Origin of the sequence: Ferribacterium limneticum (genome assembly GCF_020510565.1) — a bacterium.
Lineage (GTDB): Bacteria > Pseudomonadota > Gammaproteobacteria > Burkholderiales > Rhodocyclaceae > Azonexus > Azonexus limneticus_B.
Genome location: NZ_CP075189.1, coordinates 3,221,599 through 3,235,175 on the forward strand (window position 1 = coordinate 3,221,599; position 13,577 = coordinate 3,235,175).

The following is a 13,577-nucleotide window of genomic DNA, read 5'->3' on the forward strand; positions in this document are numbered from 1 at the left end:
GATTTTACGCGAGGGCGACCCGGCCACGCGGACTGTCGCGGCGGATGTCGCTGGGCGAACAGCCGAAACGGCGGCGAAAGCGTACGGCGAACTGCGACGGCGACTGGTAGCCGACCTCGCCGGCGATGCGCGTCACCGGCTGCGCGGTCGACTGCAGCAGAGTGAGCGCCGTCGACATGCGCACGTCGAGCAGGATTTCGGACAACGAACTGTCCTCGGCAGCCAGATGGCGGCGCAGGCTGGCCTCGCTCATGGCGAAATGGCCAGCCACTTCGGGCGAACGCCAGTCATGCGCCGGATCACCAGCGAGCAGACGACGCACGCGCGGCGCCAGGCTCGCGTCGTCGAGCAACAGGCGACCAGCACCCTCCAGCCAGACCAGCATTTCCAGCGCCCGATGAGCGACCACCGCATCCGGCAGCGCCGCATCGTCGAATGATTGCGTCAATGCCGTGAAAGCATCGGCAAAGGCCGGCGCCACCTTGCCCAGCGTCACCACCGACTGCGGCCGTTCGCCGGCCGTCGGCGCCCGCCACCGTTCGAGCAGGCCGCGCTCCCAGGCCAGCCAGCGGGCGCGATAGCTCGGCGCCTCGCCGAGATAATTGGTGATGTCAAACGACTGGCCACCGGCCAACGCCACCGCCTGACCGGCCTCGACGCGGAAGGTGCCGGCCTCGCCGTGCAGAATCTTGTAGCCGGATTCGACCAGGACCAGCGTCGGCAGGTCGATCCACAGCCGCCGGAACTGCAAAGGCTGGCGCTGGACGATGCTGCCCGAGACGGCAATACCGGCGCGCTGGACTATGGTTGGCTGCATGCTTTTTTCTCCGGGAAGGCCGGCGGCATGCCGGCCTTTTCGCCCATGTTAACGCGAACCGAGCAGGGTCACGCTTGCCTTGCCGAGGCCGTTGGCCCAGGCCATGAAGCCAACCAGTGCCGGCGTCGCATTGGCCGGCAGATCAAGCTTGTCGACCTTGAGCGCATGCACGGTGAAGACGTAGCGGTGCGTCTGGCCGACCGGCGGGCAACTGCCGAGATAAGCAGACTCCCCGTTGTCGCCGGCGATGGCGCGGGCGCCGGCCGGCAGTGCGCCGCCGGGATTGCCGGCCGCCGGATCCAGATGATCGGCAGCGGCCGGCAGGTTGGCGACCACCCAATGCCACCAGCCAGACCCGGTCGGTGCATCCGGGTCGTACATGGTCACGACAAAACTGCGCGTCCCGGCCGGCGCACCCGACCAATTCAAGGCCGGCGAGACGTTGCCGCCGTTGCAGCCGAAGACATTGGCGTAATGCGCCGGCGCCAGCCGACCATCCGGTCCGGCCTCGACGACCAGGCGAAAATCATCGGCACGGGCCAGGCCGCAGGCCAACAGGGCGGTAACCAGCGTGACGCGAAATAAGGTTTTCATGAAAAGGCTCCTTGCAGTGACGGGAGCCATCAGTCTGCCCGCCCGGCCCTTTCGACGCCGCTTCGTGGCGCGCAAGGATTGTCCCGATTCGCTCACGATGATCCTAGAAACCTCAGTTGGACGTGGCTGTTGGTGCGTTTGGGCGGGATGGCCGGCGCGAAGCGACGCCGCGGCAGGCTCATGCCTGCAAGAAGGAGCGACAAAGCCGGACGCCCGACCAAATGTGCCAGCGGCCACGTAGCGCTGTCACCCAATGGATGAATCACAGCAAAGGCACAAACGTCAGATTTCATGCGGCTCTCAAAGGATGGGAAAGCGGTCAACTGCGGTTTCTAGGATGAAATCCCGACCATCGATCCTGCGACGCTACCCCGCCCCCCTGTTAAAATCCCAACTTTGAATTTTCTGGACACCCGATGAAACGCACCCGCTTTGGCTCTCGCGACCGTCTTTCCCGCGACGCGGCCGAACTGCAACGTCTGGCCACTGGCCTTTCCGAATCCGGCGGCAAGCTGGAAGACGCCTACTGGGAAGCGCAACTCGCCGAAGTCGTCGACAGCCTGCTCAAAAACGGTGACGAGGATGACATCAACACCGCGCTCGACCGCCTGTTCGAGGCCAACCCGCGCGCCCACGACGAACTGGCCGACATGATCGAGTCGCGGGCCGAAACCAACCGCGTCGAAGTCCAGGGTCAGGCATACGACATCCAGCTCTTCGCCGCGCCCGTCCTTGCCTGGTCACGCTTTTCCATCCCCGCCAGCCCGCTCCCCAAGAGCACGCTGCAGGCCCTGCACGTGCATCTCGGCGCCCATGTCTTTGGCGGCGACGCGCGTATTGCGCTGGCCGACTTCCTGTTCAGCCCGGACCAGTTGCCGCGCAGCTTCTGCGAAACCTGGCAACTGACCAAACAACTTGGCGAAGCTGCGCTGGCCGGCAACCATCTGACCGTCGACAGCGCCAGCATGGCCGAAACCAACCGTTTCCTCTCCGACGTCCGCTACATCGTCGGTACCGTCGCCGTGCCGCGCGGCAAGCCGCTGTTCCGCTGGAACGAAAAGGACGGCAACAAGGAAACGGCGCTCAAGGAATGGATCAAGCAGGGCAGCCCGAATATTGAACCGCTGCTCACCGGCTGCGCCTGGCAACCACTGCTGCCGGACTCCTATCACGCCTCCTGCCGCAACGCCGACCGCCTGTCGCGGCCGTATTCGCTCAAGGCCTCCGTCGCCTTCCTGCAAAGCATGCTCGCCCTCATGCCGGCCGACATCCGCGCCGTCGTCGGTCCCTGCTACGACCGCCGCATGGAGGAATACCGCGTCGGCCTCGGCCCGACGACCGGTGACGAGGTCTATCACGGCATCGTCTGGCCGCTGCTCGGCGCCGAAGACGAAGCAACCGATGCGGCCGGCGAAATTGAAGCCGTGCTGCGTGAAGCCGGCGTCAAGGACGTGCTCTTCCTCGACCATCACTTCCCGATGGAATTCTGCGACGACTGCGGCGCCCCGCTCTTCCCCAACCGCGAAGCCGAACTGGTGCACGCCGAAATGCCGGAACAACCGGCGGCGACGTCACAAGTCCTGCATTGATGGCCAAGCCGTCGAACGCCGACTGGCTGGCCCGTAGCCAGTCGGCCGTCTGGCACCCGTGCACGCAGATGCAGCACCACGCGCAGACCGGCACGCCCGGCCACCTGCCGCTGGTGCCCATCGCCCGTGGTCAGGGCGCCTGGCTTTACGACTTCGACGACAAGCGCTACCTCGACGGCATCAGTTCGTGGTGGACCAACCTGTTCGGCCACGCCAACCCGCGCATCAATGCGGCGCTGCGCGACCAGCTCGAAACGCTCGAACACGTCATGCTGGCCGGCTTCACGCACCAGCCGGTGGTCGAGCTTTCCGAGCGTTTATCGGCGTTGACCGGCGGCGCCCTCGGCCACGCCTTCTACGCCTCGGACGGCGCCTCGGCCACCGAAATCGCGCTCAAGATGAGCTTTCACTACTGGCGCAATATCGGTCGGCCGGAGAAGGCTGAATTCCTCTGCCTGCAAGGCAGTTACCACGGCGAAACGGTCGGCGCCCTGGCCGTCACCGATGTCGCCATTTTCAAGGATGCCTACGCGCCGCTCGTCCGCGCCGCCACCGTCATCCCATCGCCCGACTTCCGCCAGGCCGAAGCCGGCGAATCACCGGCCGACGTCGCCCGCCGCGCCGCCGCCGCATTGGAAACCCACCTCGAGAAGCATGGCGAAAACATCGCCGCCCTGATCGTCGAACCGCTCGTCCAGGGCGCTGCCGGCATGGCGATGTACGACCCCGAATACCTGCGCCTCGCCCGCCAACTGTGCGATCGCTACGAAGTACACCTGATCTGCGACGAAATCGCCGTCGGCTGCGGCCGCACCGGCACCTTCTTCGCCCACGAACAGGCTGAAATCCGGCCCGACCTGATGTGCCTGTCAAAAGGCATCTCCGGCGGCTACCTGCCGCTCTCCATCGTCCTGTCCAGCGACACCATCTACAACGCCTTCCTCGACGATTCAGTGACCCGCGCCTTCCTCCACTCCCATTCCTACACCGGCAACCCGCTGGCCTGCCGCGCCGCGCTCGCCACGCTCGATATTTTCCTGTCCGACGACGTTCTCACGGTCAACCGGAAAAAAGCGCAAAAAATGGAATCCGCCCTCGCCCCGCAGACCGACCACCCGCAAGTCAAAAACCTGCGCCAGCGCGGCATGATCGCCGCCTTCGACGTCGAAACAGCCGACCCGCACTTCTCCCGCAAGTTCTACCGTGCCGCGCTGGAACGCGAAGCGCTGATCCGCCCCATCGGCAACACGGTCTACCTGATGCCACCGTACATCGTCAGCGACGAGGAAATCGAGCATCTTGGAACTGCGATCAGCGGTGCATTGAACGACGCGCTAATCGAATAATCGACCAGCGCCAGATGGGTTTGTCTCAATCTGGCCAACAGCGGCCAGTCGATATGCGATATGGTTTAATGAAGGCAGGCGTTTCAGGAAACCCTTTCCGTGCTTTGGATCAGCGCTATCTCTTTTACAAAATATGCAGCTATTGCCTATCTCGTTCTCAGTGTTGGGGTGGGCACATACCTGTACGCCCACTCAAGAAGCTGGAAACAAGTGTTTTCTGTTCTACATCGTGAGAAAGTCGAGCGCTACAAAGGGTTGCCACGCCAGCTGACATACGCGTTAAAGGCGATACATGTTGCAAGATTTTCAGCCGCAGCTGGCGCCGCCACATTACTGCTAATAATGCTGGGCATCAATGACAGCTCAGGGCACGAAACCGATATTGCCGACAAACCGGTGGTGTTGCATTCCCCGTAACCCTCACCGCCATCCTTGCCAATTTTTGCCAAGCCCTCTACGATAAACCCATGAGCACGATGAACATTTCCCTGCCCGATGCGCTGAAGTCCTTCGTGGACGATCAGGTCAGTCAGCGCGGTTATGGCACAAGCAGCGAGTATGTGCGCGAGCTGATTCGCAAGGATCAGGATCGCCTGCAGTTGCGCGGCCTGTTGCTGGCTGGCGCGGCTTCGGCCCCGGCAGCACCGGCCGACGCGGCCTATTTTGCGGCTTTGCGGGCGCGCGTTGCTCAGCAAGCCGGGCGGTGAAGACGAAGCCGGTCATCCCGCGCGAGCAAGCCAATCGGGACATTGACGAAACACTGGCCTATTACCTGAACGAGGGATCGGAGAATGCGGCCCTCGGTTTCATCGATACGCTGGAACAGGCTTACGCGCACATTTCCCGCCACCCGGCCACGGGATCGTCTCATTACGCCCACGAACTGAATTTACCCGGCCTGCGTTTCTGGCCGCTTAAACGCTATCCCCACCTCGTTTTCTACGTCGAGCACGAAACGCATATTGACGTCTGGCGGGTTCTCAACGCCAGACGCGACATTCCCGCCTGGCTCCAGGAAAATAACGCCCCATGACCACCTCCCCACTTGAAGACCACCTGAACGCCGAACTCGCTGACATCGAAACAGCCGGCCTGACCCGTCGTCGCCGCGTCCTGGAAAGCTCCTGCGGGCGCATTGCCACGGTGAACGGCAAAAATGTGCTGAATTTCGCCGCCAACGATTACCTCGGGCTGGCCGGCAATACCGAGATTGCCCGGGCGCTGGCCGATGGCGCGCTGCAATGGGGCGCCGGCAGCGGTGCCTCGCATCTGGTCAGCGGCCACCTCGCGCCGCACGAAGCGCTGGAAAAGGAAATCGCCGCCTTCACCGGCTTTCCGCGCGCCCTGACCTTCTCCACCGGCTACCTGGCCAACCTCGCCGTGACGCCGACCCTGGCCGGGCGCGGCGACGCGGTTTTCGCCGACAAGCTCAACCACGCCTCGCTGATCGATGCCATGCAGCAGGCCAAGGCCAACGGCGCCGAGGTCCACCGCTACGCGCACAACGATGTCGCGGCGCTCGAAAAGTTGCTGGCAGCTAGCACAGCAGCCACCAAGGTCATCGTCACTGACGCCGTGTTCAGCATGGACGGCGACCTCGCCCCGCTGCCGCTCATCTTCGCGCTGGCCGAGCGCTACGACGCCTGGCTGGTAATCGACGACGCGCACGGCTTTGGCGTTCTCGGTCGCGAAGGCAAGGGCAGCCTCGCCCATTTCAACCTGCCCGCCTCGCCGCGCATTTTGCTTATGGGCACGTTGGGCAAGGCGGCCGGTGTCGGCGGCGCCTTCGTGGCAGGTTCAGAAACCGCCATCGAATACCTGCTGCAAAAAGGCCGCAGCTACATTTTCACGACGGCCCAGCCGCCGGCTATCGCCTGCGCGCTGAGCAAGAGCCTGCAATTGATCGAAAACGGCGACGCCTTGCGCGCCAACCTAATGGCCCGCATCAGCCAGTTGCGCGACGGGCTGGCCGGCCTGCCGCTCAAATTGCTGCCGTCGCTGACCGCCATCCAGCCGCTCATCGTCGGCGAAAACGACGCCGCCGTCGCCCTCGCAAAAGCCTTGTGGGAGCGCGGCCTGTGGGTGCCAGCCATTCGCCCGCCGACAGTGCCGAAAGGCACGGCGCGCCTGCGCATTTCGGTCTCCGCCGCTCACACCGAAGCCGATATCAACCAACTCGTCACCGCCCTCAAGGAACTGGCATGACCGCTCCCCTCATTTTCCTGCCCGGCTGGTGCGTCGGCCGCGGCCCGCTCAATGCTACGGTCAACCGGATAAATGGGCAGATTTTCGATTTGCCCGGCTACGGCAACGCGCCGCTGATCAGCGATTTTGATGCCGCCGCCGACGACATCGCCGCCCGCCTGCAAGCCGGCACGACGCTGGCCGGCTGGTCGCTCGGCGCGCAACTCGCGCTGGCCGTCGCCGCCCGTCATCCGGCCAAGGTCGGCAAGCTCGTGCTCGTCGCCGGCACGACTTCCTTCGTCCAGCGCGATGGCTGGCCGCACGCCATGCCGCCGGCCACCCTGGCCGAGTTCGCGGCTGGCGTCGCGGCCGATGTCGAAGCCATGCTGCCGCGCTTCGTTGGCGGCTTCAACCGTGGCGACGCCCGCGCCAAGGCGGTCACGCTCGAACTCCTCAAACTCGCCGACCCGCGCCCGTCCGGCGAAGTCCTGGCGACCGGGCTGAACTGGCTGCGCGACATCGACCTGCGCGACCTCGCGCCGCAGGTCAAGGCGCCAACCCTGCTCATCCACGGCGCCGCCGATCCGCTCATGCCGCTGGGCGCCGCCGAAGCCCTCGCCGCCCTGATTCCCGGCGCCAAGCTAGCCGTCTTCGACGACTGCGCCCACGCTCCCTTCATGTCCAGGCCTGACGATTTCGTCGCCACCGTGCACCAATTCCTGAATGACTAGGCCCTCCAAGGCGCGCATCCGCGAATCCTTCGAGCGCGCCGCCCCGACCTACGACAGCGCCGCCGACATCCAGCGCCGCATCTGCACCCAGCTCGCCGAAGGCCTGCCGGCCATCGCCCCGGCCCGCCTGCTCGATGCCGGCTGCGGCACCGGTTTTGCCCAGGTCGACCTGCTCGCCCGTTTTCCCGATGCCCATGCCGTCGCCCTCGACCTCTCGCCGGCCATGCTCGACCGGGTCGCTGCGCCATGCTGCCGCATCGCCGGCGATCTCGAACACCTGCCGCTGTCAGATGCCAGCCTCGATCTTTACTGGTCCAGCCTCGCCGTCCAGTGGTGCGATCTGGCCACCGCACTGCGTGAAGCCCACCGCACGCTGCGCCCGAATGGCCTGGTCGCCCTCGCCAGCCTCGGCCCGGCCACCTTCCACGAGCTGCGCCACGCCTTCGCCGACGTCGACCACTACCGCCACACGTTGAGTTTTCACAGCCCCGAGGAAATCCGCAAAATCGCCGTCAATCTCGGCTTTGCTACGGTCAACCCGAAAAAAAGCACAAAAATCGCGCACTACCCGGACTTCAAAACCCTGCTTCGCGCCGTCAAGGCCATCGGCGCCAACCAGCTCGGCAACGGCCGGCGGACCAGTCTGATGAGCCGCGCCACCTTCCAGCGCGCCGAAGCCGCCTACGAGCAGCTGCGCACCCCGGCCGGCCTGCCGCTGACCTACGACGTGATCTATCTTTACGCCAGCAAATGAGCGCCCGAAAATGAGCCCCGCCTATTTCCTGACCGGCACCGACACCGAAATCGGCAAGACCTTCATCACCTGCGCCCTGCTCCACCGGGCCGGGCTGGACGGCCTCAAAGCCGTAGGACTCAAGCCCATCGCCGCCGGCACCGATGGCGCCGGGCTCAATGACGATGTCGAAGCGATCCGTGCCGCCAGCAACGTCGAACTGCCGCGCCAGATCATCAACCCCTATTGCTTCAAGCCCGCCGTCGCCCCGCACATCGCCGCGGCAGAAGCCGGCGTGAGCATCGAGTTCGGGCCAATCAGGGCGAGTTGCGACGCGGCCCGGCAGCAGGCCGATCTGGTCATCGTCGAAGGCGTCGGTGGATTTTGTGTGCCGTTAAGCGGCGAGCAGAGCACCGCCGACCTCGCCGTCAACCTCGGCTTGCCGGTCATCCTCGTCGTCGGCATGCGTCTCGGCTGCATCAACCACGCGCTGCTCACGGCCGAAGCCATCACCGCCCGCGGCCTGAAGCTGGCTGGCTGGGTCGCCAACCGTATCGACCCGATGATGTCCCGCTTTGAAGAAAATTTGGCAACGCTGCAAACCTTGCTGCCGGCCCCCTTGCTCGGCGTCGTGCCGCACGGGCCGCAAGGCGGAGCCCATGGCGCCGCCGCCTTCCTCAAACTACCCGGCGCTTAAAACCGCCGCAATTTCCCGCAGGCGCTGCTGCAGTCCGGCCACTGCCTCGGCCTGATCGGCGATCAGCCCATCCCGCGCCCGCAGTTCGACAACACAGGCCTCGGCCGCTCCGGTCTCATCGGAAAACGTTGCCAGCAAGCCTTTGACCGTGTGGGCCTCGCGGCGCAGCACGGCAGGATCGCCGGACGCCAGGGCAGTGGCCAAGGCCGCGCAATTGTTGTCGACATCCTGCACGAACATGTCGACCATCATCGTGAAAATTTCTTCGTCACCGCCCAGACGGTCGAGAATCGACGCCTTGTCCAACACGAAAGCCCCTGCCATATTCTTCTCCATGCAGGCCGCCTGCCGAAACAGGAAATCGGCTGAAATCAAATTCAGATCTGCGGCATCTCTTCGTCGCGGAAGCGCTGGCGGATATCGAGCACATGCTCCCAACCGGCCAGGAAAGCCTCGACACACATCGGATCGAAATGCTTGCCGCGCCCGTCTTCAAGAAACTTGCAGGCATCGTCCAGCGACCACGCCCGCTTGTAGGGACGCTCCGAAGTCAGCGCGTCGAATACGTCGGCCACCGCCACGATGCGGCCGAACAGGGGAATCTGGTGCCCTTTGAGGCCATACGGGTAGCCCGTGCCATCGTATTTCTCGTGATGCGAGATCGCCACCTCGGCCCCGGCCTGAATGACTTCCGAACGACTGTCCTTGAGCAGCTCCTGGCCCAGCCGCGAATGCCCCTTCATGACCTCGAACTCTTCTGGCGTCAGCTTGCCGGGCTTGAGCAGGATGTAGTCGGGAATGCCAATCTTGCCGACGTCGTGCATCGGCGCCGCTTCGAGGATGAGCTTCTGCTGGGCAAGGCTCAGATCAAGGCCGAGGGCGATGATCTGCGAATAATGCGCCATGCGCTGGATGTGGGCACCGGTTTCCGGATCGCGGAATTCGGCCGCCCGCGAGATGCGGAAAATGAGTTCCTTCTCGCGATCGCGGATTTCAGCAGTACGCTCCTCGACCAGCGAACTCAGATGCTCGGCGCGGTCGGCAAGGTACTTCTGCCCGGTTCGCAGCGCCAGCATGTTGCGGACGCGAGCTGAAAATTCGACACGGTCGATCGGCTTGGTCAGGAAATCGTTGGCACCGCCAAGGAGCGCATCGTAACGAATGTCCTTCTGGTCGTTGGCGGTAATCATCAGCACCGGAATCTCGGTGCGACCATGCAGCGCACGGAAAGCACTGATGAACTTGAGGCCGTCCATGTCCGGCATCATGTAATCGACAATGACCAGATCCGGCACGTTGCTGCGGCACCACTCGAGCGCCGCCAGGGGATGATCGAACAAGGTCGGGCTGCAGTCGCCCAGTTTGAGAACCAGCGCCTTGATCAGCGTCAGGTTGATGTCGCTGTCATCGATGATCAGGACGTTGTGCATGAACTCCCCTGCTTGCCGGATAGTTGTTTTCCGCAGTATATAATGCCCCGCCATGAAACTGCTCTTCGACCTCTTCCCCGTCATTCTCTTTTTCGCCACTTTCAAATATGCGGAAAAGAGCCCTGAACTCGCGGCCAGCTGGATGGGCTCGCTGCTCGGCTTCGTCCCCGACGACGTCAAGCTGGCGCCGATCCTGCTCGCCACCGTTGTCGTCATCGCGGCCACCGTCGCCCAGATCATCTGGGTGCATTTCCGCCACGGCAAAGTCGACAAGATGCTCTGGGTCAGCCTCGTTCTCGTCGTCGTCTTCGGCGGCATGACCCTGGCCTTCCAGAACGAAGCATTCATCAAGTGGAAGCCGACCATCCTGTACTGGGTATTCGCCGGCAGCATGGCTTTCAGCGCCTATGTGCTCAAGAAAAACGCCATCAAGGCCATGCTCGGCGAGCAGCTGACGCTGCCAGAGCCGGTCTGGGCCAAGGTCAATCTGTCGTGGATCGCCTTTTTCCTGGTCATGGGCGCCGTCAATTTGATCGTCGCCTTCAATTTCTCGACCGATACTTGGGTCAATTTCAAACTGTTCGGCGGCATGGGCCTGATGCTCGTCTTCGTCCTCGGCCAGGGGATGCTGCTTTCAAAATATGTTGAGGAAGAAAAGTAATGCTCTACGCCATCATCGCTGAAGACAAAGCCGGTACGCTCGACCAGCGCATGGCCGCCCGCCCCGCCCACGTCGAGCGCCTGCAGGCCTTGCAGGCCGAAGGTCGCCTGATCCTGGCCGGTCCCTGCCCGGCCATCGACTCGCCGGACCCTGGCCCGGCCGGCTTTTCGGGAAGCATCATCATCGCCGAGTTCGCCTCGCTTGAAGCTGCCCGGACCTGGGCCGATGTCGACCCCTACATCGCCGCCGGCGTCTATGAAAAGGTTGTCATCAAGCCGTTCAAGAAGGTTTTGCCGGCGTGAGTGCCGGGACTGTTGAGTTGCTGCGCCAGAGACTGGCCGTGCTGCAACCGGATTCCATCGCCATCATCGACAATTCGCACCGCCACGCCGGCCATGCCGGTGCGCGCGACGGCGGACACTACCAGTTACAAATTGTTGCACAGGCATTCGCCGGTAAAAGTACCATGGCCCGTCATCGCATGATTTATGATGCTGCTGGTGACTTGATGCGCGGCAGGATTCATGCGCTCAGCATTCGCGCCGAAGTACCCGGCGAAGTATAATTTTTCGATATTCCCTTCACCCAAGGATAGATACATGCTCAAGCTCTCCCGTCTGGCCGCTCTGCTTATCGCCGGCGCCATCGTTTCTGCCCCGGCTTTTGCTGCCGAGAAGGGCAAGGCCTTTGCCACCGTCAACGGCCAGCCGATTTCCCAAAGCGTCTATGACGCTTTCGTCACCGAACAGAAGGCCCAGGGCGCTCCGGATTCGCCGGAACTGAAAAACGCCGTCAAGGAAGAGCTTGTGCGTCGCGAAATCCTCGCCCAGGAAGCCAAGAAGAAAGGCCTCGACAAGTCGGCCAACATCCAGGGCCAGATCGAACTCGCCAAGCAAGCCGTGTTGATCCGCGCCTACCTGACCGACTACGTCAAGGCCAACCCGATCAGCGAAGCCCAGCTCAAGGCCGAGTACGAACTGATCAAGACCAACCTCGGCGCCACCGAATACAAGGCCCGTCACGTGCTGGTCGAGAAGGAAGACGACGCCAAGGCGATCATCGCCAAGCTGGAGAAGGGCGAGAAATTCTCCGAGCTGGCCAAGGTATCCAAGGATCCGGGTTCCAAGGACAAGGGCGGCGAACTCGGCTGGAGCTCCCCGAACGCCTACGTCAAGCCGTTTGGCGAAGCGCTGGGTAAGCTCAAGAAGGGCGAATACACCAAGGCACCGGTCAAGTCCGACTTCGGCTACCACGTCATCCAGCTCGACGACTCGCGTCCGATGACCCCGCCTCCGTTCGATCAGGTCAAGCCGCAACTGCAGCAGCGCGCCGGCCAGCAGCAGGTTGAAAACCTGGTCAAGGAACTACGCGGCAAGGCCAAGGTCGACTAAACCTTCGCCGAGCATGCGAAAATGCCCACCCTGCGGTGGGCATTTTTGTTTGTGGGAGACGAGTGTGTTCAACAGCCTGAAAAAACTGTTCAGCGGAAAATCCGGGCCAGCCGACGCGACCCAGCCCACCCCGGTAGCGCAAACGACCGCCGCCGCGACCCAGTTTCTTCGCCGCGAAGCCGTTTTTGACCGCAACAATCGCCTGTCCGGTCACGTTTTCACGCTGCAGGAATCGACAATGCTGGCCGAGGCTGACGATGCCCGCCAGCGCAGCTTTGACGAAACTCTGCTCGATACGCTGAACACCAGCACCGACGCCTGGAATACCAGCCTCGCCTTCATTCCGCTCAGTTCCGCCAGCCTCGATCTGGCTGCGGTCGACCGCCTGAAAACGACGAATATCGTCCTTGTCCTCCAGTTGGCCGCCGATGCCGAAGCGGACATCGTAGGCGAGGCAATCGACCGGCTGCACGAGCGCGGCATCCAGATCGGCGTATTCCGCCAGCCGAAGAACCCGGCGTTCGCCAAGGTCATCCATCTGGCCGACTATGCAGCCATCGATATCGGCGCCAACGAAGCCGATACCGCCCGCGACTTTTCCGCTGCGGTCCGGGCCAGTGCGGGAGAACGCCCCAAGAAGCTGCTGGCCTGCAATGTCGAAACGCTCGACGACCTGCGCTTCTGCCAGCAGTGGCATTTCGACAATTTCCACGGAAAATTCGCCAGCTCGGATTCGGGCGTTCGTTCGGATAACAGCGGCGATCCGCACAAGGCGCTACTGCTCAACATCATGCGCCTGGTCCAGGGCGATGCCGAGACGGCCGAGATTGCAGCGGCGATGAAGCAGGACCCGCTGCTCAGTTTCCGCATCCTGCGCTACCTGAACTCCCCGGCCCTCGGCCTGAGCAATCGTATCGACTCGCTGGCGCAGGCACTGGTCATTCTCGGCCGCCAGCGCCTGACCCGCTGGCTCTCGGTGCTGCTTTTTTCGGTGCGTGACCCGCATTTCGGCGACTGGCTGCTGGTCGAGAATGCACTGACCCGTGGCCGATTGATGGAGGTACTCGGCGAACAGTCGATGCCGGGCGTCGCGCATGACCCGCTGTTCCTGACCGGAATTTTTTCCTGCCTCGGCGAATTGCTGCATCGGCCGCTGGCCGAAACACTCAACGACATGCTGCTCGCCGATGACATCAGGAACGCGCTGCTTGAACGCAGCGGCCCTTATGCCCCACTGCTGGCGGTGGCCGAAGCGTGTGAGGATTTCGATCTGCCACGCATGAAAACTACGGCGCAGGAAGCCGGCGTCGACCCGGCCACGGTCAACCGCGCCCTGCTCGCCGCCACGGCCTGGGCCAGCGAAGTCACCGAATACTGGGAATAAGCCGGCCAGCCTGAATTTCG

Annotated in this window: 18 protein-coding genes; 14 read left to right on the forward strand and 4 right to left on the reverse strand. The window is 63.3% G+C overall.

Features of this window, described 5'->3' with window-relative positions; genetic code table 11:
- Positions 1–4 precede the first annotated feature (4 nt).
- Together KI610_RS15330 and KI610_RS15335 are read right to left on the reverse strand one after the other, a co-directional pair.
- Positions 5–817, reverse strand: a complete 813-nt coding sequence (locus tag KI610_RS15330; RefSeq protein ID WP_226495830.1) for a helix-turn-helix transcriptional regulator — start codon at positions 815–817, stop codon at positions 5–7.
- Between the two features lie 48 nt (positions 818–865).
- On the reverse strand, positions 866–1,411 hold the full coding sequence (locus KI610_RS15335) for a YbhB/YbcL family Raf kinase inhibitor-like protein (RefSeq protein ID WP_226495831.1): 546 nt from the start codon (positions 1,409–1,411) through the stop codon (positions 866–868).
- 416 nt (positions 1,412–1,827) lie between these two features.
- On the opposite strand from KI610_RS15335, the gene KI610_RS15340 reads away from it, so the two are divergent.
- The 9 genes from KI610_RS15340 to bioD all read left to right on the forward strand — a co-directional run bounded on the left by KI610_RS15340 (position 1,828) and on the right by bioD (position 8,691).
- Entirely contained in the window at positions 1,828–3,000 is a 1,173-nt protein-coding gene (locus tag KI610_RS15340) for a DUF2863 family protein (protein ID WP_226495832.1), read from the forward strand.
- The gene (gene bioA, locus KI610_RS15345) at positions 3,000–4,346 is read left to right on the forward strand and encodes an adenosylmethionine--8-amino-7-oxononanoate transaminase (protein ID WP_226495833.1); all 1,347 of its coding nucleotides are present in this window, start codon (positions 3,000–3,002) and stop codon (positions 4,344–4,346) included. The genes KI610_RS15340 and bioA overlap by 1 nt, the downstream gene beginning before the upstream one ends.
- A 99-nt stretch (positions 4,347–4,445) precedes the next feature.
- Positions 4,446–4,763, forward strand: a complete 318-nt coding sequence (locus tag KI610_RS15350; RefSeq protein ID WP_226495834.1) for a hypothetical protein — start codon at positions 4,446–4,448, stop codon at positions 4,761–4,763.
- 50 nt (positions 4,764–4,813) lie between these two features.
- Complete coding sequence (locus KI610_RS15355) at positions 4,814–5,053, forward strand: type II toxin-antitoxin system ParD family antitoxin (protein WP_226495835.1); 240 nt, start codon at positions 4,814–4,816, stop codon at positions 5,051–5,053.
- Positions 5,050–5,379 carry a type II toxin-antitoxin system RelE/ParE family toxin gene (locus tag KI610_RS15360; RefSeq protein ID WP_226495836.1) on the forward strand — a complete coding sequence of 110 codons (330 nt, stop codon included), beginning with the start codon at positions 5,050–5,052 and terminating at the stop codon, positions 5,377–5,379. Before KI610_RS15355 ends, KI610_RS15360 begins: the two co-directional genes overlap by 4 nt.
- Positions 5,376–6,551, forward strand: coding sequence for an 8-amino-7-oxononanoate synthase (gene bioF / locus KI610_RS15365; RefSeq protein WP_226495837.1), 1,176 nt, complete (start codon positions 5,376–5,378; stop codon positions 6,549–6,551). Before KI610_RS15360 ends, bioF begins: the two co-directional genes overlap by 4 nt.
- The gene (locus KI610_RS15370) at positions 6,548–7,261 is read left to right on the forward strand and encodes an alpha/beta fold hydrolase (RefSeq protein WP_226495838.1); all 714 of its coding nucleotides are present in this window, start codon (positions 6,548–6,550) and stop codon (positions 7,259–7,261) included. The genes bioF and KI610_RS15370 overlap by 4 nt, the downstream gene beginning before the upstream one ends.
- A complete protein-coding gene (bioC, locus tag KI610_RS15375; protein ID WP_226495839.1) occupies positions 7,254–8,015 on the forward strand; it encodes a malonyl-ACP O-methyltransferase BioC in 762 nt (253 codons plus the stop codon). The genes KI610_RS15370 and bioC overlap by 8 nt, the downstream gene beginning before the upstream one ends.
- A gap of 10 nt (positions 8,016–8,025) precedes the next feature.
- Positions 8,026–8,691, forward strand: coding sequence for a dethiobiotin synthase (gene bioD / locus KI610_RS15380; RefSeq protein WP_226495840.1), 666 nt, complete (start codon positions 8,026–8,028; stop codon positions 8,689–8,691).
- Here bioD and KI610_RS15385 read toward each other — a convergent pair.
- A complete protein-coding gene (locus tag KI610_RS15385) occupies positions 8,677–9,066 on the reverse strand; it encodes an Hpt domain-containing protein (RefSeq protein WP_226495841.1) in 390 nt (129 codons plus the stop codon). The two genes, bioD and KI610_RS15385, sit on opposite strands and share 15 nt — an antisense overlap.
- Before the next feature lie 2 nt (positions 9,067–9,068).
- Positions 9,069–10,121 carry an HD domain-containing phosphohydrolase gene (locus tag KI610_RS15390; protein WP_226495842.1) on the reverse strand — a complete coding sequence of 351 codons (1,053 nt, stop codon included), beginning with the start codon at positions 10,119–10,121 and terminating at the stop codon, positions 9,069–9,071.
- 52 nt (positions 10,122–10,173) lie between these two features.
- Here KI610_RS15390 and KI610_RS15395 point away from each other — a divergent pair, with 52 nt between their 5' ends.
- The 5 genes from KI610_RS15395 (at position 10,174) to KI610_RS15415 (ending at position 13,557) form a co-directional block, all read left to right on the forward strand.
- A complete protein-coding gene (locus tag KI610_RS15395) occupies positions 10,174–10,782 on the forward strand; it encodes a septation protein A (RefSeq protein WP_226495843.1) in 609 nt (202 codons plus the stop codon).
- Positions 10,782–11,084 (forward strand): YciI family protein, encoded by a 303-nt coding sequence (locus KI610_RS15400; protein WP_226495844.1) that lies wholly within the window; start codon positions 10,782–10,784, stop codon positions 11,082–11,084. Before KI610_RS15395 ends, KI610_RS15400 begins: the two co-directional genes overlap by 1 nt.
- Positions 11,081–11,347, forward strand: coding sequence for a BolA family protein (locus tag KI610_RS15405; RefSeq protein WP_226495845.1), 267 nt, complete (start codon positions 11,081–11,083; stop codon positions 11,345–11,347). The genes KI610_RS15400 and KI610_RS15405 overlap by 4 nt, the downstream gene beginning before the upstream one ends.
- A 34-nt stretch (positions 11,348–11,381) precedes the next feature.
- Positions 11,382–12,173, forward strand: coding sequence for a peptidylprolyl isomerase (locus KI610_RS15410; protein WP_226495846.1), 792 nt, complete (start codon positions 11,382–11,384; stop codon positions 12,171–12,173).
- A 64-nt stretch (positions 12,174–12,237) separates the two neighbouring features.
- Positions 12,238–13,557, forward strand: a complete 1,320-nt coding sequence (locus KI610_RS15415; protein WP_226495847.1) for an EAL and HDOD domain-containing protein — start codon at positions 12,238–12,240, stop codon at positions 13,555–13,557.
- The last annotated feature ends 20 nt before the right edge of the window (positions 13,558–13,577 follow it).